19 protein-coding genes and 4 pseudogenes are annotated in these 21,821 nt (G+C 69.4%); 16 read left to right on the forward strand and 7 right to left on the reverse strand.

Annotated elements, in window-relative coordinates; translation table 11 throughout:
* Positions 1–845, forward strand: an 845-nt coding sequence (locus ACFC8N_RS35760; protein WP_376293055.1) for a transposase, incomplete at its 5' end; no start/stop codon positions are given.
* A 318-nt stretch (positions 846–1,163) separates the two neighbouring features.
* Here ACFC8N_RS35760 and ACFC8N_RS35765 read toward each other — a convergent pair.
* Positions 1,164–2,057 carry a helix-turn-helix transcriptional regulator gene (locus ACFC8N_RS35765; protein WP_376293058.1) on the reverse strand — a complete coding sequence of 298 codons (894 nt, stop codon included), beginning with the start codon at positions 2,055–2,057 and terminating at the stop codon, positions 1,164–1,166.
* 139 nt (positions 2,058–2,196) lie between these two features.
* Here ACFC8N_RS35765 and ACFC8N_RS35770 point away from each other — a divergent pair, with 139 nt between their 5' ends.
* From ACFC8N_RS35770 to ACFC8N_RS35785, 4 genes and pseudogenes are all read left to right on the forward strand, one after another.
* Positions 2,197–2,409, forward strand: coding sequence for a hypothetical protein (locus ACFC8N_RS35770; protein ID WP_376293060.1), 213 nt, complete (start codon positions 2,197–2,199; stop codon positions 2,407–2,409).
* Positions 2,409–3,392, forward strand: a pseudogene (locus tag ACFC8N_RS35775) (MFS transporter); the annotation flags it as partial. The gene ACFC8N_RS35770 and the pseudogene ACFC8N_RS35775, both read left to right, overlap by 1 nt.
* Before the next feature lie 258 nt (positions 3,393–3,650).
* Positions 3,651–4,685 carry a zinc-binding dehydrogenase gene (locus tag ACFC8N_RS35780; protein ID WP_376293304.1) on the forward strand — a complete coding sequence of 345 codons (1,035 nt, stop codon included), beginning with the start codon at positions 3,651–3,653 and terminating at the stop codon, positions 4,683–4,685.
* Positions 4,686–4,729: 44 nt separating this feature from the next.
* A pseudogene (locus ACFC8N_RS35785) lies at positions 4,730–5,603 on the forward strand (aldo/keto reductase).
* Between the two features lie 503 nt (positions 5,604–6,106).
* Here ACFC8N_RS35785 and ACFC8N_RS35790 read toward each other — a convergent pair.
* Entirely contained in the window at positions 6,107–6,463 is a 357-nt protein-coding gene (locus ACFC8N_RS35790; RefSeq protein ID WP_376293062.1) for a CrcB family protein, read from the reverse strand.
* 771 nt (positions 6,464–7,234) lie between these two features.
* Between ACFC8N_RS35790 and ACFC8N_RS35795 the strand changes: the two genes are divergently transcribed.
* From ACFC8N_RS35795 to ACFC8N_RS35810, 4 genes are all read left to right on the forward strand, one after another.
* On the forward strand, positions 7,235–8,065 hold the full coding sequence (locus tag ACFC8N_RS35795) for a helix-turn-helix domain-containing protein (RefSeq protein WP_376293307.1): 831 nt from the start codon (positions 7,235–7,237) through the stop codon (positions 8,063–8,065).
* A 160-nt stretch (positions 8,066–8,225) separates the two neighbouring features.
* The gene (locus ACFC8N_RS35800) at positions 8,226–9,029 is read left to right on the forward strand and encodes a hypothetical protein (RefSeq protein ID WP_376293064.1); all 804 of its coding nucleotides are present in this window, start codon (positions 8,226–8,228) and stop codon (positions 9,027–9,029) included.
* Positions 9,030–9,246: 217 nt separating this feature from the next.
* Entirely contained in the window at positions 9,247–9,765 is a 519-nt protein-coding gene (locus ACFC8N_RS35805) for a hypothetical protein (protein WP_376293066.1), read from the forward strand.
* A gap of 46 nt (positions 9,766–9,811) precedes the next feature.
* The gene (locus ACFC8N_RS35810) at positions 9,812–11,365 is read left to right on the forward strand and encodes an APC family permease (RefSeq protein WP_376293068.1); all 1,554 of its coding nucleotides are present in this window, start codon (positions 9,812–9,814) and stop codon (positions 11,363–11,365) included.
* A gap of 370 nt (positions 11,366–11,735) precedes the next feature.
* On the opposite strand, the pseudogene ACFC8N_RS35815 reads toward ACFC8N_RS35810, so the two are convergent.
* Positions 11,736–11,801: pseudogene (locus tag ACFC8N_RS35815) on the reverse strand (hypothetical protein); the annotation flags it as partial.
* A 3-nt stretch (positions 11,802–11,804) separates the two neighbouring features.
* Between ACFC8N_RS35815 and ACFC8N_RS35820 the strand changes: the two are divergent.
* From ACFC8N_RS35820 to ACFC8N_RS35840, 5 genes and pseudogenes are all read left to right on the forward strand, one after another.
* Positions 11,805–12,443 (forward strand): annotated as a pseudogene (locus ACFC8N_RS35820) (integrase core domain-containing protein); the annotation flags it as partial.
* Positions 12,444–12,861: 418 nt separating this feature from the next.
* Positions 12,862–13,296: a hypothetical protein gene (locus tag ACFC8N_RS35825; RefSeq protein WP_376293070.1), complete on the forward strand. Its 435-nt coding sequence runs from the start codon at positions 12,862–12,864 to the stop codon at positions 13,294–13,296.
* 381 nt (positions 13,297–13,677) lie between these two features.
* Positions 13,678–13,809, forward strand: a complete 132-nt coding sequence (locus tag ACFC8N_RS35830) for a hypothetical protein (RefSeq protein WP_376293073.1) — start codon at positions 13,678–13,680, stop codon at positions 13,807–13,809.
* Positions 13,810–13,840: 31 nt separating this feature from the next.
* Entirely contained in the window at positions 13,841–14,206 is a 366-nt protein-coding gene (locus tag ACFC8N_RS35835; RefSeq protein WP_376293075.1) for a hypothetical protein, read from the forward strand.
* Positions 14,207–14,293: 87 nt separating this feature from the next.
* Positions 14,294–14,614: a hypothetical protein gene (locus ACFC8N_RS35840; RefSeq protein WP_376293077.1), complete on the forward strand. Its 321-nt coding sequence runs from the start codon at positions 14,294–14,296 to the stop codon at positions 14,612–14,614.
* Positions 14,615–14,792: 178 nt separating this feature from the next.
* Here ACFC8N_RS35840 and ACFC8N_RS35845 read toward each other — a convergent pair whose 3' ends face one another.
* Positions 14,793–16,352, reverse strand: a complete 1,560-nt coding sequence (locus tag ACFC8N_RS35845; protein ID WP_376293079.1) for a penicillin acylase family protein — start codon at positions 16,350–16,352, stop codon at positions 14,793–14,795.
* Positions 16,353–16,456: 104 nt separating this feature from the next.
* Between ACFC8N_RS35845 and ACFC8N_RS35850 the strand changes: the two genes are divergently transcribed.
* The gene (locus tag ACFC8N_RS35850; RefSeq protein ID WP_376293082.1) at positions 16,457–17,953 is read left to right on the forward strand and encodes an acyl-CoA synthetase; all 1,497 of its coding nucleotides are present in this window, start codon (positions 16,457–16,459) and stop codon (positions 17,951–17,953) included.
* On the opposite strand, the gene ACFC8N_RS35855 is transcribed toward ACFC8N_RS35850, so the two are convergent.
* From ACFC8N_RS35855 to paaK, 3 genes are all read right to left on the reverse strand, one after another.
* Positions 17,943–18,872 carry a TIGR03620 family F420-dependent LLM class oxidoreductase gene (locus tag ACFC8N_RS35855; protein ID WP_376293085.1) on the reverse strand — a complete coding sequence of 310 codons (930 nt, stop codon included), beginning with the start codon at positions 18,870–18,872 and terminating at the stop codon, positions 17,943–17,945. The two genes, ACFC8N_RS35850 and ACFC8N_RS35855, sit on opposite strands and share 11 nt — an antisense overlap.
* Before the next feature lie 163 nt (positions 18,873–19,035).
* A complete protein-coding gene (locus tag ACFC8N_RS35860; protein ID WP_356031981.1) occupies positions 19,036–19,380 on the reverse strand; it encodes a metalloregulator ArsR/SmtB family transcription factor in 345 nt (114 codons plus the stop codon).
* Between the two features lie 106 nt (positions 19,381–19,486).
* Entirely contained in the window at positions 19,487–20,791 is a 1,305-nt protein-coding gene (gene paaK / locus ACFC8N_RS35865) for a phenylacetate--CoA ligase PaaK (protein WP_356031979.1), read from the reverse strand.
* A gap of 160 nt (positions 20,792–20,951) precedes the next feature.
* Here paaK and ACFC8N_RS35870 point away from each other — a divergent pair, with 160 nt between their 5' ends.
* Complete coding sequence (locus ACFC8N_RS35870; RefSeq protein WP_362820917.1) at positions 20,952–21,818, forward strand: alpha/beta hydrolase; 867 nt, start codon at positions 20,952–20,954, stop codon at positions 21,816–21,818.
* Positions 21,819–21,821 lie beyond the last annotated feature (3 nt).

A 21,821-nucleotide genomic window follows, 5' to 3' on the forward strand; every position in this document is an offset into this window, starting at 1 on the left:
GCGCCGACCTGCGAGAACCCCTCACCGTCCAGGCCGGCCAGGACGACGTCCGTCCCACCACCCTGGGCGAACTCGACGTGCACGGACGGCAGCGGACGCTGGTCGCCCGCACTCGCGAACGCCACCAGCAGATCCACGAACGCATCGAACGCGGCGACAGCCTGCGCGCCATCGCCCGTGAACTACGCCTCAGCCGCGGCACCGTCCTGCGCTTCGCACGGGCCGCCGATGTCGAGCAGCTCCTCGTCGCGGCAACCCACCGGCCAAGCATGATCGACGACTACCGGCTCTATCTGCATCACCGCTGGATGGAGGGCTGCACCAACGCCGCGGCACTCACCCGGGAGATCCAGCAGCTGGGTTACCGCGGCGACGTCAACACCGTCCGCCGCCACCTGCGGCCCTACCGCACCGGGGCCATCCCGCCGGATGCTCCGCTGCCCCATCTGACCGTCCGCCGGGTCACCAACTGGATCATGCGCCGGCCCGAACACCTCACCGACACCGAGCGCAAGTGCCTCGGCGAACTGTGCGAACGCAGCCTCGCACTGGCCACAACTACCGAATACGCCCGGCGACTGGCCTCGATGGTGCGCGAACGCCGCAGCGAGCACCTGGCCCTCGACGTCTGGCTCGCCGACGTCCGCCTCGACGGACAACGAGAACTCCGCACTCTGGCCGCCGGCATACGCCGCGACCGAGCAGCAGTACTCGCTGCCCTGACCACCACCTTCACCTCAGGAGCAGTCGAGGGCAACGTCACCAGAATCAAGCTCCTGAAGAGACAGATGTACGGCCGGGCCAACTTCGACCTCCTGCGACGCCGCATCCTCCTGTCACCTTGATCAACCGACTGACACCCCCAAATCAGCGACAGAGCCAAGTTGTGTGGTGGACCGGGCCGACGGCGACGAACAAGGGTATTGGGCTCAGAGAAGCAGCAGGTCAGCGGCCGTACCCAACTACGGCCTCACAGGACGACGGGGCGGTTCCACACAACCTGTGCCAGAACCCCAGATGCGACAGCAGTTGTTCACGAGTTTGGGAGGCACACTCGGGACGGCGTGTTCGATATTCATGGGCACTCCGAGTGCTTCCCGCGGTCAGCCGCCGGTGTGCTTGACCTGTTCGCGGTCCGACGCTGTGCGAGGGCTGTGGCCGCGTCAGGTGTTGGACGGTGACGTCGTCGGCTCGGTGGCGTTCCAGCTGGCGAGGAGGTCGAGGGTCTCGGCGTCGCGGCTTCCGGGGGCGACTCCGCAGACGATGAGGTACAGGCCCTCGTCGGCTGCGAGTTCCATCGTCTCGTAGGTGAACGTCAACTGCCCGACAAGGGGGTGGTTGAGGCGTTTGGCCCCGGCGCGGTGGCGTCGGACCTCGTGCCGGGCCCAGCGTTCGCGGAAGGTGTCGCCGCGGGTGGACAGTTCGCCGATCAGGTCGGACAGGGCCTTGTCGTGGGGGTTGCGGCCGACTTCGGCGCGCAGGGTGGCGACGTTCTGGTCGGCGACGGCATCCCAGTCGGGGTAGAACTCGGGCGCGGCCGGGTCGAGGAAGGTGAAGCGGGCGGAGTTGACCGGCCGCGCCGGGCTGTTGAAGACCGGGGCGAACAGCGCGCGGGCCAGGGCGTTGCCGGCGAGGAGGTCGAGATGGCCGTTGCGGATGTAGGCCGGGACGCCGTTCATCGCCTCCAGCATGTTCCACAGCTCGGGGCGGACCGGACGGCGCTGGGGGTGGCGCGTGACTCGGCCCTGGCCAGCGGTGCTGGCTGTGGCGTTGGCGGCGCGGACGAGGTCGAACAGATGGGCGCGTTCGGCGTCGTCGAGGAGCAGTGCGCGGGCGATGGCGTCCAGGACGGCGTCGGTGGCGCCGCGGGCGTCGCCGCGTTCCAGCCGGGTGTAGTAGGGGAGGCTGACGCCGGCGAGCTGGGCGACTTCTTCGCGGCGCAGCCCGGGGACGCGGCGGGCACCGGCGAGCGGGGAGACCTTGAGGCCGGCCTGTTCGGGGGTGACGCGGGCGCGCCGGGTGGTGAGGAAGTCGCGGATCTCGCTGCGTCGGTCCATGCCTCGACACTACGGCCGGACCCCTTGTAGGGCACGTGCCTGGGGGACCCTGTCGGGGTTCCTTTCGCCGTCGAATCGGCTGCTGGGGCGGTGTTGTCTGGGGAGCGATTCACCAGCAGCTTCACCGCAGGAGGCATCGATGTCCACCGCCGCTCGAACAGCCGATCCGGCCCTCACTCCGGGCCGGGTCGCCGGTTCCTCCCATACCCGTTGCGCTCTGGGCGCGGCGCTGCTGGGCTTCTTCGTGATCACGCTGGACGCGCTGATCGTGAGCGTCGCGCTGCCGTCGATCGGCAGGGATCTGGGCGGCGGCATCAGGGGCTGCAGTGGGTCGTGGACGGCTACACCCTGATGCTCGCGGCGCTGCTGCTGTCGGCCGGGGCGATCTCGGACCGGATCGGCGCCAAGCGCTCCTTCGGCGTGGGTCTGGCGGTGTTCCTGGTCGCCTCGGCGGCCTGCGGCTTCGCGCCCAGCCTTCCGGTCCTGGTGATCGCGCGGTTCGTGCAGGGCGGCGGCGCGGCGGTGATGATGCCTGCCACGCTGGCGCTGATCCGCGAGGCCTACCCCGATGCCCGCGACCGCACCGGGGCGCTGGCGATCTGGGCGGTCGGCGGCTCCGTCGGTTCTGCCGCGGGTCCGTTGGTCGGCGGCGCTCTGGCCGGGTGGGACTGGCGGTGGATCTTCTTCATCAACCTCCCCGTCGGCGTCGTCGCGCTGGCGCTGCTGGCCAGGTCCGCTGCGTCCCCGCGCCGGGTGGTTCCGTTTGATCTGATGGGTCAGGTCAGCGCGGTGCTGGCGCTGGGCGCGGTGACCTTCGCCCTGATCGAGGGCGGCCAGTACGGCTTCGCCAGCGCCCGGATCCTGGTCGCGCTCGGTTTGGCGGTCGTGGCGCTGGTGGTGTTCCTGGTCGATCAGGCCTGCAACCGGCACCCGATGATGCCGCTGGACCTGTTCCGCTCCCGGCCGGTCGTCGCCGGGCTGGCCGCCGGGTTCGCGCTGAACTTCGGCTTCTATGGAGTGACGTTCCTGTTCAGCCTGTACTTCCAGAGCTTCCGCGGCGCCTCCGCTCTCGCGACCGGGCTGCTGTTCCTGCCGATGACCGTGCAGACCGCCGCAGTGTCCTTCGCCTCGGGCGCCGTCACCCGGAAGTTCGGGGCCAAGCCCACCATGATCGCCGGACAGCTGATCATGGGCGCTGGACTCCTCGTCCTGTGCCTCCTGCCCGCCACCACCCCGGTGTGGCTGGTCGCGATCCTGCTGATGCCCGTCTCTCTCGGCGGCTCCCTGGCGGTACCGGCGATGACCGGGCTGATGCTGGCCGCCGTCCCAGCTGAGCGCGCGGGGCTGGCCTCCGGCGTGCTGAACACCTTCCGCCAGTTCGGTGGGGCCCTGGCCGTCGCCGTGTACGGCGCCCTCGTGTCCGGCTCCGCCTTCGCCCCGGCATGCGCACCGGCCTGGTCAGCGCAGCCGTCCTACTCGCGGCCACCGCCGCCATCGGCCTCGCCCGCGCCCGCGCCCGGCGCAGCTGACCCTGGTCAGCCGCCCGCACCCGAGCGGATGCCGTCCCTGATCACCTCAAGGAGATTTGATCCCATGCGAGCCACCCTGTTGTACGGAGCCGGAGACGTGCGCGTCGAGACCGTTCCCGACCCCGTGATCCAAGCCCCGACCGACGCGATCGTCCGCGTGGTGCGTGCCGCGATCTGCGGCAGCGACCTGCACCCCTACCGCTCCGCCCCCACCACTGAGGCGGGCCGGCAGATGGGACACGAGTTCCTCGGCATCGTCGAGGACACCGGCGCCGAGGTCACAGGCATCAAGCGCGGCGACCTGGTGCTCTCCCCGTTCACCTACGCCGACAACACCTGCTGGTGGTGCGAGCGCGGACTGCAGACCTCCTGCCCTCACGGCGGCCGGTACGGCTTCGCCGGCGTCGACGGAGGCCAGGGCGAAGCCGTCCGCGTCCCCCAAGCCACCGGCACCCTGGTCAAGCTGCCCGTCGCGCCCGACTCCGCGCTGCTGCCCTCGCTGATGACGCTCACCGACGTGTTCTGCACCGGGCACCACGCCGCCGTCACCGCGAACATCCGGCCGGGGACGACGGTGGCGGTCGTCGGCGACGGCGCGGTCGGCCTGTGCGCGGTCCTCGCGGCCAAGCGCCTGGGCGCAGAGCAGGTCATCCTGATGGGCCGCCACACCGACCGCACCACTCTCGGCGTCGACTTCGGCGCCACCGACATCGTCCTGGCCACCGGCGACGAGGGCGCCGAGCAGGTGCGGAAGCTGACCGCAGGCCGCGGCGCCGACGCCGTCCTGGAATGCGTCGGCTCCCTGCAGACCCTGACCACATCCTTCGCCGCCGTCCGCGACGGCGGCGTGATCAGCCGGGTCGGCGTCCCCTCGTACACCGACGGGCCGATCGGGATGGACATGATCATGCGCAACATCACCCTGACCGGCGGCGTCGACCCGGCCCGCCGCTACATCGCCGACATCCTCCCCGACGTCCTGGAGGGCCGCATCGAACCCGGCCGCGTCTTCGACCGCACCGTCGACCTGGCGGGCGTCCCCGACGGCTACCGCGCGATGGCCGACCGCCAGGCCCTCAAGGTCCTCGTCACCCCCTGAACCACCCACCGCAACCGCAAACCGCTCGGAGAAACCCCGTGACCATGAACGTGACCTTGAACAACGGCGTGACGATGCCCGCCCTCGGCTTCGGCGTCTTCCAGACACCCCCGGACGTCACCGCCCAGGCCGTCCGCACCGCCCTGGAGACCGGCTACCGCCTCATCGACACCGCCGCCGCGTACGCCAACGAACGCGGAGTCGGAGAGGCCATCCGCGACTCCGGCCTGCCCCGCGACGAGGTCTTCATCGAGACCAAGATCTGGATCAGCGACTACGGCTACGACCAGACCCTCCACGCCTTCGACAAGAGCGCCGGGCAAGCTCGGCGTCGACCAGATCGACCTGCTCATCCTGCACCAGGCCCTGCCCAGCCGCTTCGACCTCACCCAGGACGCCTACCGCGCCCTGGAGACCCTGCTCGCCGACGGACGCGTCCGCGCGATCGGCGTCAGCAACTTCATGCCCGACCACCTCGACGCCCTGCTCAAGCAGACCGGCATCGTGCCCGCGGTGAACCAGGTCGAGGTACACCCGTACTTCACCCAGCCGAACGTGCTGGCCGCCGACGCCACCCACGGCATCCTCACCCAGGCCTGGTCCCCGATCGGCGGCATCACCAGCTACCGCGGCACCGGCACCAGCACCTTCGACGACCCCACCATCACCGCCATCGCCACCGCCCACGGCAAGACCCCCGCCCAGGTCATGATCCGCTGGCACCTCCAGCAAGGCCGTTCCGCCATCCCCAAGTCCGTCCGGTCCGAACGCATCGCGGAGAACTTCGACGTCTTCGACTTCGAGCTCACCTCCGCCGAACTCGCAGCCCTCGACGCCCTCGACACTGGAGTCCGCGGCGGACCCGAACCCGACGTCATCACCCTGGAGACCTTCGGACGGGACATCCCCGAAGCCTGACCGCCTCTCAGCACCGCCCGCACTTGCACAAGAGCGGGACCGACCCGCTGGCCTCCCGCCCACACGGCAGGGGGCCAGCTGCACGAGGTCCCGGCCTGTTCGAATGCCCAGAAGATCAACTGCTGCTCAAACTCGGGTTCTGGCACAGGTTGTGTGGAACCGTCCCGTCGTCGCGTGAGGCCGTAGCCGAGTACGGCCGCTGACCTGCTGCTTCGCTGTGCCCAATGCCCTTGTCCGTCGCCGCCGGCTCGGCCCACAACTTGTGCCAGAACCGGTTCTCGTGAACAGAGCCATCTCATTGAATACCCGGAAGCCGGCGTCGTCAGAGGGCGAGTCGTAGCGGCGGTTCTGGGCGGGGTGGGCGGTCGGTGTCCACGGTATTCACCGCGCCCACGAGCAGGGGATGGCGGGAGCCGGCGTCTTCCACGGTTTCGAGGCGACCACGCGGCAGATCGCCGTCCTGCGCGCCCAGTACTTTCTCCGGGCCGCCGGACAGGCCTGTGTCAGCTCATGCTCACCAAGACGCCCATGACCGCCGCGGCCGTACCCACCAACCATCCGACCAGAGCCCTGAGACCTGCCATCCCGTGCTGTCCGCTTTGCAGAAATTCAAGGAGCTGGTGGCCAAACACGCTGAACGCCGTGATGGCTCCGCCGAGGAGTACGTACACCGAGCCAGGAGGATGGCACGCACTGGCCCTGCCCAACGCGACGCCCAAAAGAAAGCAGCCAGCGAAGTTGACAGTAAACGATGCCAGGGGGAACGCGACACCGCTCCACACCTGGAAGACGGATTTCTCAAGGGCATACCGCAGCGCGGCGCCACCGGCTCCGCCCAGGATGCCCAGCAGCAGGGCCATGCGACGAACTCCTTCACGGCGCAGTGGATGAGGACGGCGCGAAGTGCGATCCCGTAGTCACGGAAACCGTTCCGCTGCGCGGGAGGACGGCACGCGGCGCCGTGAGGAGGCGGTCGGGGGATCGATGAGAGGTCATGGTGCTCCTACCTGTGGGCAGTCTGGTCAGAATCAGACATCAGGTAGGGACCGTTGGCGGCGTGGTAGTGCCGCGGCTACGGCGAGCCCCTCCGCCGTGACACGCCGCATACGCTAGCGGCTCGCTGCCGGATCCGGGAGCCCCTTCGCGACGACGAGTCGCGGCGCTGCGACAAGGCACGGGGAGCGGGCGACGACTTCCCCATCCTCCGCCCGGTGCACCCGGGGCGAAATCGAGGCGCACTGTTCCACACGAAGTCGGCGAGCAGACTTACCTTGCCGAGCCACAGCACGAACCGCCACGGGCCATCCCCGTCGATCGCGGCGACGTGCCAGCCACCGTCGGACTCATGCCCACACCACCCTCGCAGCGGCCGCCCCAAACGCCCGGACCTGACGCCAGCCGGCCCCGGCTCACCTTCCGAAAGCGGCTACTGCTTCAGCTCCGGGCTCCGTGACGGAGGCGTCGCGGCTGGTATTCGCTCTCAGGAGACGAGCGCGTCGGGCGGGGGTCGCAGTGTTCACGGTCGGCACCGTGGGCATACCTCCCCTCGTCAGAATGAACCATGACATATAGGCAAGTGACGGGGCGGCCACAGACGCGCGATCAGTTCCCTGGCCGGAGCAGTGAGAATGATGGAAGACAGTACAGGACCCGCTCGGCGGCAACCGCCGCCTACCCCGGTGCCAGACGCACTGGAACACCTCGCACAGGAGCTCAGGGTGCTGAAGGAGAGCACAGGTCTCAGTCTCGTGACTTTGGCCCAACGCACCCACGTCAGCAAGTCCTCCTGGCACCGATACCTCAATGGCGATCAGCTGCCGCCGCGTTCGGCGGTCGGCGCACTTGCACACATAGCCAGAGCCGACACCGCGTCGGTTCTGGCTAAGTGGGACGCTGCGCAGCGAGACGCGGACCAGCGGCCGATACCGGCCACGGATGAGCCTTCAACGCCAATGCCGGACACGCCACAGCCTAGTCTGGCTCGCGGTAAGTGGCTCTCGGCCATCGGGGTGGCGGGCCTCCTCGCGGTGGTCACCACTGCCGGCTTCCTCTGTCTCTTCCGAGCCTCCGGCAGCGTGACGGCACCGGTGCTACCAGCGGCGTGCCACGGCAAGGCTTGCGAGGGACGCTCCCCCGACAAGACCTGTGAGCGCGATGCACGCACCGAAAGCACAGCTGCGGACGCGGGGTTTGCCGTACAGCTCCTCTTCTCACCGTCTTGCGCCGCGGTTTGGTCCGTCGTCCGAGCGCCGGCTTCCGAATCCCGGGAAGTCTCGATCCGTGACAATCAACGTGAACTCACCGCCTCGCACACCGACGGCGGACCCGCGAACCGCACCAGCCCGATGCTGGCGGCATCGGACCCTCACGGCATGACGGCCTGCGCCAAAGTCGGAGGGAAGCTCGCGTGCACCGGACTGGATGGCACGCACGACGATCTCGACGACCCTCCGCGACGATGAGCAGGGCTCGGCAGAGCCAGCGTCGCTCACGATGAGAGGCACCGTCACTCACCCACTGGCCACCGAGATGCCCCCATCTGGTCCAATCTGCTCCTCGCCACATAGCCGCAGCAAGCGTGACAAGCCATCGTCGGCTTGTAACCGCGAGAGGGGAGCCCCGGTGAGCAAGGTTGCAGTGAGCAAACTGCCGACGGTCGGCGCCCTGTTCTGGGCCATTAAGATCGTGGCGACCACGCTCGGGGAGTCGGCATCGAACTTCGTCTCGATGGCTCCGCTGAACCTCGGGTATGGCGCCAGTTCGGTGATCTTTTTGGCGGCGTTCTCGCTGACCCTGATGATGCAGCTGAGAGCCGATCGATTCCGACCCATCGTGTTCTGGCCGGTGATCCTGACAACCAGCATCGTGGGCACCGCCATGTCGGACTTCATGAACCGCACCGCCGGGCTGGGCTACGCCGGCGGTGCGATCGTGCTCACCACACTGCTGGTGTCGGTACTGCTCGGATGGCGGGCAACGGGACAAACCATGGACGTCGAACGGATCAGCACCACCCAAGGTGAGGTCCTGTACTGGACCGCGACACTGGTGTCCAACACGCTAGGGACCTCAAGCGGTGACTTCCTGTCCGACGGCCTCGGCATCGGCTTCCGTGACAGCGCGATGGTCCTGTCCGCGGCGATGCTGCTGATCCTTGCTGTGCACTACGGGACATCCGTCTCGGGCACGGTGCTGTTCTGGGCGGCCTACGTGCTGACACGCCCCCTGGGGGCGGTCGCGGAGAACGCCGTCGAAAAGCCCGTCGCCCAAGGTGGCCTCGGAGTGGGAACTGCTGTCACCTCCGCAGCTCTGCTGGCTGTGCTGCTGGTATTGGTCGCCTACCAATCACTTACTCCCCGCCAGCAGATGCGCACCGCAGAAGCCACTCCAGAGGAGCTGCCGGTAGCAAGCAAACCCACCTTGTAGACGCGCGTCTCGGACGCGGAATGGATGCCAGCAACAGGCCCTCCCTGTGTCGATACGCAGCCTTGCCCTTGCCGGAAACCTCGTCCATGCAGGTTAGAGCGGTATGCGGGTTTCGAGGGTCTTGACACTTCCGGTCGGTTGGGCCGGTGCTCTGGTGCGCGTGCCGGACGCTGCGGGAACATGATCGGCCGTGCTGCTGTGACTGGCTTACCTGGGCGTGACGAACGCGTTCGTCATGCTGCGCCTGCTGCCGATGAGCGACCGGGACAAGGACGTGGAGATTCTGGTGCTGCGCCATCAGATTGCGATGCTGGAGCGGCAGCTGGGCCGGAACAGGCCGCGGTTCGAGCCGGGCGATCGGGCGTTCCTGGCGGCGTTGCTGCACCGGCTCCCGCGGGATGTGCTGCGTCGGTTGCGGTTGTTGGTGCGGCCGGACACGGTGTTGCGATGGCACCGTGACCTGGTCGCGCGCCGCCATGCCGCCGGGTCCCGGCCCAAGCGCCCGGGCCGGCCGCACACCGTGCACTCCATCCGCGTCCTGGTGCTGCGCCTGGCGCGCGAGAATCCCGGCTGGGGCTACAGGAGGGTGCACGGCGACCGCGGATCGGCCTCCGCTCGGCGAAGCGGTCCCTGCCTCCATTCCCATGTTTCGGTGCGGTTTCCGTCACTTTTCGGGTGGATAGGTGATGGTCAAGAGTTAGACATGAACACTTGTGTGCTTTTGAGGTACGGCTGATCATTGGCCGCATCCCGCCCCTTCCACACGCACGCAGGAGCTCCCGGTGGCCGCTGGTCAGATAACCTCCGAGCCTGCCGACACGCCGGCAGCAGCTCTCGCGGAGCGGCAGAAGCTGCGCAAGCACTTCGGCCGCTTCGACATCCTGTTCTTCCTCCTGTGCACCATCGTCGGCGTGGACACCATCGGCACCGTCGCCTCGAAGGGTGCTGAAGCATTCACCTGGCTCATCGTGCTGGCCGCGGTGTTCTTCGTGCCGTCCGCACTGCTCACCGCCGAACTGGGAGCCGCGTTCCCCGACGAGGGCGGTCCCTACATCTGGACCAGCCGGGCCTTCGGGCGGCTCGCCGGTGCCGTCAACAACTTCCTGTACTGGATCACCAATCCGGTGTGGCTGGGCGGCACGCTCTCCGTGTCCGCCGCCACTGCCTACACCACCTTCTTCAACGACGGGAAGAACCTGAGCACCACGGCCTTCTACGCCTTCACTCTCATGTTCGTCTGGGTGGGCGTGCTCGCCGCGATCCTTTCCTTCGACGTCGGCAAGTGGATTCCCACCGTCGGCGCCTGGAGCCGTTTCATCCTCCTCGGACTGTTCACCGTCACCGTCGTGGTGTACGGCATCCAACACGGCCTGCATGGATTCGGTGTCGGCGACTTCTCCCCGACCTACGCGGGATTCGTCGGACTGGTACCTGTCCTGATGTTCAACTACGTCGGTTTCGAGCTGCCCAACACCGCCGGCGACGAAATGACCGACGCCCAGAAGGACGTGCCGTTCGCCATCTTCCGCAGCGCCGGCCTCGCCGTACTGCTGTACGCACTGCCGATCCTCGGCATCCTGCTCGTCCTGCCGGTCAAGGCCATCACCGGTCTCGGCGGTTTCGTCGACGCCATCCGGCAGGTCTTCACTGTGTACGGCGGCCATGTCGCCGCCGACGGCACAGCCACGCTCAGCGGCGCCGGCCGCCTGCTCGGAGACCTCGCCGCGATCATGTTCATCCTCACGGTGCTGTCCTCCGGAGTCACATGGATCATGGGATCCGACCGTGCCCTCGCCGTCTCCGGCTACGACGGCGCGGCACCCCGCTTCCTCGGCGTCATCTCCAGCCGGTTCGGCACCCCCGTACGGGTCAACATCCTCAGCGGTGCGGTCTCCACGACCGTCCTCATCCTGGCCCACCAACTGACGGGCGGCAGCGCCGGCAAGCTCTTCGGCGCCGTCCTCGGCCTCGCCGTCTCCACCACCCTCGTCAGCTACCTGGGCATCTTCCCGGCGCTCGCGGTACTGCGCCGCAAGGCTCCGGACTTCCCCCGCCCCTACAGGGCGCCCATCCCGCGCACCATCAGCACGGTGCTCACCCTGCTCATCCTGTTCGCCAGCGTGCAGCTGGTCGCCCCGGGACTCGGTGACCACTGGTTCGGCTCCGGCTACGCACCGGCCGGCTGGAGTTACGGCGAGCGCTGGAGGTACCTGCTCACGGAGGCCGTCCCGCTGGTCGCCTTCATGCTCCTCGGCGTGCTCTTCTGGGTGCTTGGCAGACCGACCCGCACCGCACCTGCGGGGGCGCTCACTACAGTCAAAACGCGCCACGTGTGATCTGGGAACGCCCAACGCAGGCGTGCAGGCCAGAGCCTGTTGCACCGTCAGCATCTCGGCACGGAGATGACCGAGGGCCTCGTCGCCCATTGAAGATCCACCATCTTGAAGTCGCTGGTCACGAGGCTGGCGTGACTCGTTGACCGCGCACTCGTGCTGGTCGCGGGCGGTTGTCGACCCTCAAGATCGTCTGCCGTTTCGGCCCTCGCCGATGCGGGGGTACCTCGGCGTGCGCGGGACGCGTGGAGTCACACACAACTGCTCAGCGCCCGTGCAACATGGGCAGTTTCAGCAGGCGTCCGGGCTCGGCCATGAAGGCGTCGATCAGCCTGGGTGCGGCCACCGAGTCGTGCATGTTCGCGGGGGTGACGGTGGCCTCCAGCAGCAGGCCGGCTGTGTCGGTCAGGACAATGTGGCACTTGCGCCCGTCGCGCAGCTACTGATTGACGTGGCCGGCATCGATCCGGCCCCGCGCCGCGCTGGCCCCACCTGGCGCGAGTTCCTCTCCGCCCAGGCAGCCGGTGTGATGGCCTGCGACTTCCTCCACATTGACACCATCGGCCTGCGCCGGCTGTACGCCCTGGTCTTCCTCGAACACCACACTCGGCGCCTGCACATCGCCGGCGTCACTGCACACCCGACCGCTGCCTGGGCCACCCGGCAAGCCCGCAACCTGGCCGCAGAACTCGGCGCGAGCATGGACCCGCTGCGCTTCTTGATCCGAGACCGCGACAGCAAATACACCGAGGCCTTCGACGCGGTGTTTCACGCCGAGGATATCGAGATCATCAAGACACCGGTCCGCGCGCCGAGGGCCAACGCCCACTGCGAGCGAGTGATCGGCACCCTCCGCCGGGAAGTCGTCGATCACGTGCTGATCCTGGGCGAAGCTCACGCGTGCCAGGTTCTTGCCGAGTACGAGAGGCACTACAACGCGCTTCGCCCCCACCGGGCGCGAAGCCAGTTGTCTCCCGAAGCCCACCAACAACCGCCGCAGGTCCGTGCCCAGGCCGACGGCAGAGTCCTGCGCACCCGCATCCTCGGCGGCGTGATCAACGAGTACAGGTACGCCGCTTGACCAGCAGCGATGATTACTCGAGCCCCACAGGCGCCCCAGACGGTGATCCGCTTGCCGCGCAGGTCAGCCCGAGTTCCTCGCGGGCGAGGTCGACGACGCGCTGTCGGCGGCGGGTGTTGACGGCGTCGGCTTCGCGGAGGATCCCGACGGCCTGGCCTCTCCCAACTCGCTGTGCACTTTGACACCGGAACCCCCGCTTCACCGTGCAACCTGACACTCCACACGATGCTTGCCAGTCCTACATTGGCAGTGAGCTGACAGGGGCCGACCGGGGTGTACGGATTCGTGCGGGAAACGCGACTCCACACAACCACCCAAGGCAGTCTGGTTGTGCTGCCTAGCGCAAGGCCGGGCCAAAGCGGCAACAACACGGAAGTCGAGCGGCCATGACCGGCCGCGACCACACGAGGGGGAACGAATGCTCAAGCTCGGCAAGACCAAGCGCGCCATCGCCATGGCCGCCGCGACTCTGGCAATCGCCGGGGGCGCAACCATCACCGCCACGGGAAGCGCGAGCGCGGCGAGCGGGGGAGGCTGCCGTGCGTGGTTCGATATCCCCGGCCACGATGTGCGGGTTGCGCCCTGCATCAGTGCCAGCGGTAGCGGTATCAGCGGGAACGGTTACCTTAACGGCAGCGAGCACGTGGACGACTTCACCGTCCAACTCATGAATAAGAACACCAACCAAGCGGTATGGCAGTGGGGCTATGGCTGCCCGCAGGGTCCTGCTGCGAACTGCGACGTCGCGCCCAACTTCGGGTCATACCCCTCCGGCGCCTACTACGTGGCGGTGTTCCTCGACATCGCCGGGACCTGGTACGGCCCCGTGGATTCGCCCGTGCTGTACATCTGAAGCCGCATTCCTATCGATCATGAGGGCGGTTCTGATCGAACAGGGCCCCTCGGTAGCTCGGGGTTGCTCGTGCGTGGATCCGAATGGCGTGTGGGTTGCAGTCATCAACACACCTGAGACCGACGTACAGATGTGGTATCAGGTCATGGACAAGCCGGCCTGGCAGTCAGGAGAGCCGACCTACGCGGTCACGCCCCCACTGTCCTGGGCACTGGCCGGGGCTGGTTCGTGTATCACGACAGTGTTCCCATCGCCACGAGCCACTGCTACTACCTGCGCGTATGGTTCGTCGACGGTTCCAGAACGTACGGGCATGCGGAATCACCCGGTGCCTGTGACTGACACCAGAACGTCGTCCCCGGCAGCCGGAAGTATGCGGTGGTGCCAGGCCCGAGCGGGACCGTCTGGTCCAACCCGGTCACGGTGGGCCCCGGCACGTACTACAGCGTCTCCTACTTCACCAGCCCGACGTACTACTACGGCGGCGAGACCCCCGTAGCCTCCGTCTCCTGACTGTCCCTCACCTTCGGAAGGAATCCGCTTCATGCTGCCTCACCGTACGTCCCTGCGATCCGCCGTCGCCGTCCTCGGCTTCGGTGCCATGGTCGTCCTGTCCGCGTCGCCCGCTCTCGCCGCCAACGAGGGCGATCACTGGATCCACACCTATGACTGCACCGCCGACCAGGAGATCCAACTGAAGTTCGTCGACGGCGCCTGGCATGACGAGCAAGAGCTCAACCCGACCGTTACTGCTCACGGTTGCCGGTTCATCCTGACGGACAACGGCAGGGAGATCTCCGTCACCACCGGCGCCGGCTCTGGTTGGTGGCCCGACGGCCCGGGACACTACGTCTGCGCCATGGTCTCCGATTCCGGTGCCCAGTCCGCCGTCAGCGGCATCTGCAACTGACCTCGCAACCCGAGGGGGAGGCGGCGCGAGGAACACCTCGACGGGACCGTTGGCCGATCTGCCCGCCCCACGCCCGCATACGCGGACATGGTCCGCTTCGGCCAGCGCCCGCCCGTTCAATGGAAGGCGGACAAGTACCTGCTGCACCGGCGGCTCGCCGCCCGCGGCCTGCCCGATCAGGTGGTGTACCCGCCGCTGCGGGAGAACTTCGGCCATCTGATGAACACGGCCGTGCACCGCAACGCCACCGGTCTGCTGCGCGGCTGGGGCAAGGACCTGCACCTGGTTGAACAGGGGTTCCTCGACACCGCCGGCCTCACAGAGACCGTCGAGCGAGCGGCCCTCGGGCCGGATGAGGCCGCCAAGGCCCCGGGCGCCCCGGCGTACGCGCCAGGAAGGGTCGGGTGACGCAGTCCTCACCCGCCGCCGGTACTTGCGCGGAGGCTGCTGTTCCTGGGCGCGGACCGGACATGCCCCGGTTCCGGTAACAGGGGGATTGCTGCCTGGGCCATGACGTGCCTGCCACCCAGGGGGAGATTTGCGGAGGACCGCAAGCCCCTGGTGGGGCGGGGTCTCTACCGGCAGGTCAGCGACGCACATTAATCACGCCCTGATCATGCTTGGAGTTCTCGGCGTACGGGGCGTCCTTGAGCGTGGGCATGCGGGCGGGCCCGAAGATGCCGGGCTGGACGGAGTCGGGGTCACTGCCGGGCGCACAGGCGCCGCGCGAGCCGTCGAGCACCGCGAGACCCGCCTGCGGGTAGGTGACCTTGCCGAGGTCGGTGGAGCAGCGGGCCACCAGGTCGTCGGTGATCCGGGGCAGCACCTGCGACTGGGTGTAGAGGCTGTGGCCCGAGGAGTCCGCGGCGATGGTGTTGACCCACGGCAGGCCCTGGTGCCGGTCGAGGGAGGCGAGGACGTCCGCCGTCGAGCGCGCCCTGCCGAAGTCGAGGGAGGTGTCCGCGAACCGCATGTTCGCGGCGTTCGGGTCGCTGAGCGCGTAGGCCGTCGTGGTGGTCCACGGCAGCGCTGGCCCGCCGTTCCCGCTGTCGGCGACGACCGGGCCGTAGCGCGTCCACCACTGGGTCCGGGTGACCGGGGCGCCGTGCTCGACGGGCACCGTCACGGTCCGCCGGGTCATCCGCTCCGGTCTGCCGTCCACCCGGTAGACGGTGGGGTCGGACGGGTCCAGGGTCAGCCGGGTCAGGTTGTACGGGACACCGGTGGACACGGTGTGGCTCCACGCCACGTACGCGTTGTAGCCGATGGAGATGGTCGGCGAGCCGAGCAGCGAGGCGCCGGCGACGTTCAGTTCGCCCGGGATGGTCTGCTGTGCCTGCCAGAACCGGCGTCCGCCCTGCCACGGGTAGTGCGGGTTGCCCAGCAGCAGGCCGCGGCCGTTCGCGGTCGTGGCACCGCCGAAGGCGACCGCGTTCGAGCCCATGTCCGCGTCGGCGGTCCGGGCCCACACGGCCTTGACCAGTGCCTGGGCGTCGGCCCCGCGCGCGTGGGCGGTGGCGCCGGCGGGCGGCTGCGCGCCGGTGATGTCGTCCACGGCGCCGCCCTGGCCGCCGAGCACGGCGATGGCGTAGAAGCGGGCGGCCACGTCCAGCGTCGTGACCGGCCGCACCCAGGCGGCGCCCCGGCACGCCGGATCGGTGATCCGGTTCTGCCGCAGCCAGGCGTCGTAACCGGCGGCGAAGCCCCGCATCAGGTCCCGCACGTCCTCGCTCGGGCCGAGCGGCGCCGGTGCGGCCATCAACTTCCGTACGGTGCCCGCCTGGTGCACCCCGCGGAAGTACAGGTCGCTGGACAGGTTGCCGGAGGCCGACGACAGCGACCTGTCGGTCGTCGCGTCCGGGCCGAAGAAGCGGGAGCGTTCGCCGCGTACGGTCACGAAGCCGTCGGCCAGGGTGCACACCTGGTCGGCGGCCTGCGCCCAGCCGGTGCCGAAGCCGAGGTCCGCGTAGTTCCCGGCGACGATGTGCGGAATGCCGTACTCGGTGTAGCGGATGACGGCGGACAGCCCGCCGTGCGCGGGGTGTTCCTGGTGGCCCGGCCGCGCGGCCGCGGCGGCCGGCAGTGCGGACGAGGCGGTGAACAGGGCGACGGCGGCGACGGCCAGTCGTCTCAGGTGGCTGCGCAATGGTGCCTCCCAACATCATTGAGGGAAGGAGCTGTTGAGCCCACCGGAGGGCGCGTGCCCCCGGTGCTTGACCTGCCCCGGTGACGGACCGAGGATCATGAGTCATGACGCAGGGACACGGCAGCACGGTTGACGGGGTGCTGCGGCGCAGCGCCCGGCGCACCCCGGCGCGCCTCGCGCTGGAGTACGGCGAGCGACGGTGGACGTACGAGGAACTGGACGACGCCGTCTCCCGCGCGGCCTCGGTACTGCGCGCGCAGGGACTCGCGCCCGGCGACCGGGTCGCCGCCTACGGCCACAACTCCGACGCCTATCTGATCGCCTTCCTCGCCTGCGCCCGGGCCGGCCTGGTCCATGTGCCGGTCAACCAGAACCTCACCGGCGACGACCTGGCGTATCTCCTCACCCAGTCCGGCAGCACCCTGGTGCTCACCGACCCGGACCTGGCGGACCGACTCCCGGACGGCGTACGGCTGTTGCCGCTGCGGGACGCCGAGGACTCGCTGCTGGCCCGCCAGGCGCAGGCACCGCCGTACGACGGCCCGCAACCCCGCACCGAGGACCTGGTGCAACTGCTGTACACCTCCGGCACGACGGCCCTGCCCAAGGGCGCGATGATGACCCACCGGGCGCTCGTGCACGAGTACCTGAGCGCCATCGCCGCCCTCGACCTGAGCGCGGGCGACCGTCCGGTGCACGCGCTCCCCCTCTACCACTCGGCGCAGATGCACGTGTTCCTGCTGCCCTACCTGGCGGTCGGCGCGACCAACGTCATCCTGAACTCCCCGGACGGGGACCGCCTGTTCGACCTGATCGAAGCGGGCCGCGCGGACAGCCTGTTCGCGCCGCCCACGGTGTGGATCGCGCTCGCCGGCCGGTTCGACTTCGCCACCCGTGACCTCGACGGGCTGCGCAAGGCCTACTACGGTGCCTCGATCATGCCCGTCCCGGTGCTGGAGCGCCTGCGCGCACGCCTGCCGGGGCTGGCCTTCTACAACTGCTTCGGGCAGAGCGAGATCGGCCCGCTGGCCACGGTGCTCGCCCCCGACGAGCACGAGGGCCGCCTGGACTCCTGCGGCCGCACCGTGCTCTTCGTGGACGCGCGGGTGGTGGACGACCGGGGCGAGGACGTGCCCGACGGCACCCCCGGCGAGATCGTCTACCGCTCCCCGCAGCTGTGCGAGGGATACTGGGACAAGCCCGACGAGACCGCCGAGGCCTTCCGCGACGGCTGGTTCCATTCGGGCGACCTCGCGGTCCGCGACGCCGACGGCTACTTCACGATCGTGGACCGGGTGAAGGACGTCATCAACTCCGGTGGGGTGCTGGTGGCTTCACGCCAGGTCGAGGACGCCCTCTACACGCACGAGGCCGTCGCCGAGACCGCGGTGATCGGCCTCCCGGACGACCGCTGGATCGAGGCCGTCACCGCCGTCGTCGTCCCGCGCGGCGAGGTGACGGAGGATCAGCTCATCACCCATGTGAAGGAGAAACTCACCCCCTTCAAGGCCCCCAAGCGCATCGTGTTCGTGTCCGAACTGCCCCGCAACGCCAGCGGCAAGATCCTCAAGCGCGAACTGCGGGACCGCTTCAGCCGCTGACACCGGTGTGCGCCCGGGGCTGCGCCGGCAGCAGCGCCTCGGCCAGCAGCCGCCAGTGGGGCAGGGCCGACTCGCCCGGTTGGACGCCGATCACCTGGACGGCGACATGGTCGGCGCCCGCCGTCACATGGGCGTGCAGCTTCCGGGTGATCGTGTCCGGGTCGCCCCAGAACACCAGGTCGTCCACGAAGCGGTCGCTGCCGCCGGCGGAGAGGTCGTCGTCGGTGTAGCCGAGGCGGCGGAACTTGGCGATGTTGTACGGGGTTTCGAGGTAGCCGCGCAGATGTGCGCGGGCGGCGGCGCGGGCTCGGGCCGGGTCGGTCTCGAAGAGGACCGCGTGCTCGACGGCGAGGAAGGCGTCCGGTCCGAGGATCTCCCGCGCCTGCGCCGTGTGGGCCACGTTCACGTGGTAGGTCTGGGCGCCGTCGGCGCGGTCGCGGGCCAGCTCCAGCATCTTGGGGCCGTATGCGGCCAGGAGGCGCCGCAGCGGGGCGGTGGGGCGCGGGTTGGGGAGCGCGGCCGGGTCAGCGGTGGCCGACTCGTCCAGCCGGTCCAGGTATTCGGCCATGGCCGCGAGCGGCTTCACCCCGGGCCGGGGCTCGCCGCCGAAGCCCAGGCCGAGCACGTGCCGGCCCGGGTAGGCGTCGGCGAGCAGCAGCGCGGCGCCGTACGTCGAGCGGGCGCGGCGGGGCCAGATCTGGGCGATGCCGTTGACCACGCTCAGCCGGCGGCTGGACGCCAGCAGGAAGCCGGCGTGGGTGAGCGCCTCCCGGCCGAGCAGCTCGGGCACCCACAGCGCCGGCCAGCCCAGGTCCTCCAGCTCCTGGACCGCGTCCCGGATCCCGGCGGCCGGCTGGTGCTCGAAGTCGAAGGTGTAGATCCCGAACGTGCCGAGATCCAGGCCGTGCCGTCCCGTCATGTGTCTCGCTCCCCGTGTGTCGGTCGATGTGTTCGTGCCCGATGCGATCGATGAGGCGTGATGTCGATGAGACGCGATCGATTAATCGAAATATCGCAGATTCTCGATATGAAGTGCAAGCGGGCGCGCCTGCTGGTGCCCGGGGTCCGACGTGCGCCCTCGGCTAGAGAGCGCGGCCGAGCTCGCTGACCAGGTCGGCGATGCGCCGCTCGTCCCGCTTGTAGTGGGTCCACTTGCCCACCCGGGTGGCGCGGACCAGGCCCGCCCGCTGGAGCTCGGCCATGTAGGCCGACACCGTCGACTGGGCCAGCCCGGCCTTCTCCTGGATGTGGCTCACGCACACGCCCACCTCGGCCGGGTCGGCGATGGCCCGGTCCATCGGGAAGTGCCGCTCGGGCTCGCGCAGCCAGCGCAGCATCTGCAGCCGCATCGGGTTGGACAGCGCCCGCAGCGCGTTGACCAGGTCCGGGTCCGGGGTGGGGGCGGTGTCCGTGTCCGTGTCCGTCATGGCTCCGGAGTATAGGGAGATGCCGACGTTTCGAGGTACGTCGATACGACTGCCCCCTGACCGAAGCCGAAGCCGAAGCCGAAGCCGAAGCCGAAGCCGAGGCCGGTCACCCCGCGTCCCGCGACCGCAGGTCCACGATCCGGCGGATCTTGCCCACCGACCGCTCCAGCGACTCCGGATCCACGATCTCCACGTCGACCGACACCCCGATGCCGTCCTTCACGGCCAGGGCGATGGACCGGGCCGCCGTCTCCCGGGAATGCGCCGGTGCGTCCGGGCGGGCCTCGGCGCGGACGGTCAGCCGGTCCAGGCGGCCCTCCCGGGTCAGCCGGAGCTGGAAGTGGGGCGCCACCCCCGGCGTGCGGAGCACGATCTCCTCGATCTGGGTCGGGAACAGGTTCACCCCGCGCAGGATCACCATGTCGTCGCTGCGCCCGGTGACCTTCTCCATCCGCCGGAAGACCCGCGCCGTGCCGGGCAGCAGCCGGGTCAGGTCCCGGGTCCGGTACCGGACGATCGGCATGGCCTCCTTCGTCAGCGAGGTGAACACCAGCTCGCCCCGCTCCCCGTCCGGCAGCACCTCGCCCGTGATCGGGTCGACCACCTCCGGATAGAAGTGGTCCTCCCACACGGTCAGCCCGTCCTTGGTCTCCACGCACTCCTGCGCCACGCCGGGGCCGATCACCTCCGAGAGCCCGTAGATGTCGACGGCGTCGATCGCGAAGCGTTCTTCGATCTCGCGCCGCATCTGCTCGGTCCAGGGCTCGGCCCCGAAGACGCCGACGCGCAGCGAGGTGGTGCGCGGGTCCACGCCCTGCCGCTCGAACTCGTCCAGCAGTGTCAGCATGTAGGACGGGGTCACCATGATCACGGCCGGTTTCAGGTCCCGGATGAGCTGCACCTGCCGGGCCGTCATCCCGCCGGAGGCCGGCACGACCGTACAGCCGAGGCGCTCCGCGCCGTAGTGGGCGCCCAGGCCGCCGGTGAAGAGCCCGTAGCCGTAGGCCACGTGCACGATGTCGCCGGGCCGCGCGCCTGCGGCGCGCAGCGAGCGTGCCACCATGTCGGCCCACATGGAGAGGTCGTCGTCCGTGTAGCCGACCACCGTGGGCAGCCCGGTGGTGCCGCTGGACGCGTGGAGTCGGCGGATCCGCTCCCTGGGCACGGCGAACATGCCGTACGGGTAGTGCTCCCTGAGGTCGGCCTTGGTCGTGAACGGGAAGCGGGCGAGGTCCGCGAGCGAGCGGCAGTCCTCGGGGTGTACGCCGGCCTTGTCGAAGGACTCCCGGTAGAACGGCACATGGTCGTAGGCGTGCCGCAGCGAGGCGCGCAGCCGCTCCAGCTGAAGTGCTCGCAGCTCGTCGAGCCCGAGCCGTTCGCCCGCGTCGAGTAGATCCGTCGCATTCGTCATCGGGACGTCTCCCTTGCCGACCGTACATTCCGGGCGACCGATCGTTCGGTCGACCTGTTCGGGGTCAGTAATTCAGGTCATGCGCTCCGAGGCAAGGGGTGCGAGGACTTTCCGCGGAAAGTTGTTGCCCCCGCTGCCGCGGACCGAAATGATCGTGCCCATGCCGACTTTCACGGCGACCGATGGCACCCGGCTCGCCTACCACCTGCGGGGCGCGGGCGAGCCCCTCGTCGTCCTGCCCGGTGGCCCCATGCGCGCCTCCGCCTACCTCGGTGACCTCGGCGGGCTGACCGCACACCGCCGGCTCGCCCTCCTCGACCTGCGCGGTACCGGGGACTCGGCTGCCCCGGCGGACCCGGCGACGTACCGCTGCGACCGCATGGTCGAGGACGTGGAGGCATGGCGCGCCCACCTGGGCCTGGAGCGCATGGATCTGCTCGCGCACTCGGCGGGCGCCGCCCTGGCGACGCTCTACGCGGCCCGTCACCCGCACCGGGTCGGACGGCTGCTGCTGATCACCCCCAACCCGTCCGCGCTCGGCCTGCGGACGACGCCCGAGGACCGGCTGGCCATGGCCCGGCTGCGCGCGGCCGAGCCGTGGTTCGCGCAGGCTTTCCCCGCGTTCCGGGCATGGCTGGCGGGCGAGGCGGACTTCGACGACGTGTTCCTGCCGTTCTTCTACGGCCGCTGGGACGACGCCGCCCGGGCGCACACGGACGCCGAGTCGGAGCAGACCAACGACGAGGCGGGTGAGCGGTACTTCGGCGCCGGCGCCTTCACCCCCGACGTGACCCGGGCCGCCCTCGCCCGCCTGACCGCACCGGTCCTCGTGCTCGCCGGGGAACTCGACGGCGGCCCCCGTCCCGACCTCGCCCGCCGGGCCGCCGAGGCCTTCCCGAAGGCCGAGTTCAGCGTCCAGCCCGGCGCCGGTCACTACCCCTGGCTGGACGATCCGGAGTGGTTCGCGGGCCGGCTGCTCGCCTTCCTCGACGGGCCCGTGGGCTCCGCTCTGCCCTCGGCAGAGTAGGCG

Origin of the sequence: Streptomyces sp. NPDC055966 (assembly GCF_042269865.1) — a bacterium.
Taxonomy (GTDB): domain Bacteria; phylum Actinomycetota; class Actinomycetes; order Streptomycetales; family Streptomycetaceae; genus Streptomyces.

Bases quoted from the DNA above. Each gene is read 5' to 3' on its own strand.
- ACFC8N_RS35765 (WP_376293058.1), bottom strand. From the start codon at position 2,057: ATGGACCGACGCAGCGAGATCCGCGACTTCCTCACCACCCGGCGCGCC.
- ACFC8N_RS35770 (WP_376293060.1), top strand. From the start codon at position 2,197: ATGTCCACCGCCGCTCGAACAGCCGATCCGGCCCTCACTCCGGGCCGG.
- ACFC8N_RS35780 (WP_376293304.1), top strand. From the start codon at position 3,651: ATGCGAGCCACCCTGTTGTACGGAGCCGGAGACGTGCGCGTCGAGACC.
- ACFC8N_RS35790 (WP_376293062.1), bottom strand. From the start codon at position 6,463: ATGGCCCTGCTGCTGGGCATCCTGGGCGGAGCCGGTGGCGCCGCGCTG.
- ACFC8N_RS35795 (WP_376293307.1), top strand. From the start codon at position 7,235: ATGGAAGACAGTACAGGACCCGCTCGGCGGCAACCGCCGCCTACCCCG.
- ACFC8N_RS35825 (WP_376293070.1), top strand. From the start codon at position 12,862: ATGCTCAAGCTCGGCAAGACCAAGCGCGCCATCGCCATGGCCGCCGCG.
- ACFC8N_RS35835 (WP_376293075.1), top strand. From the start codon at position 13,841: ATGCTGCCTCACCGTACGTCCCTGCGATCCGCCGTCGCCGTCCTCGGC.
- ACFC8N_RS35840 (WP_376293077.1), top strand. From the start codon at position 14,294: ATGGTCCGCTTCGGCCAGCGCCCGCCCGTTCAATGGAAGGCGGACAAG.
- ACFC8N_RS35850 (WP_376293082.1), top strand. From the start codon at position 16,457: ATGACGCAGGGACACGGCAGCACGGTTGACGGGGTGCTGCGGCGCAGC.
- ACFC8N_RS35855 (WP_376293085.1), bottom strand. From the start codon at position 18,872: ATGACGGGACGGCACGGCCTGGATCTCGGCACGTTCGGGATCTACACC.
- ACFC8N_RS35860 (WP_356031981.1), bottom strand. From the start codon at position 19,380: ATGACGGACACGGACACGGACACCGCCCCCACCCCGGACCCGGACCTG.
- paaK (WP_356031979.1), bottom strand. From the start codon at position 20,791: ATGACGAATGCGACGGATCTACTCGACGCGGGCGAACGGCTCGGGCTC.
- ACFC8N_RS35870 (WP_362820917.1), top strand. From the start codon at position 20,952: ATGCCGACTTTCACGGCGACCGATGGCACCCGGCTCGCCTACCACCTG.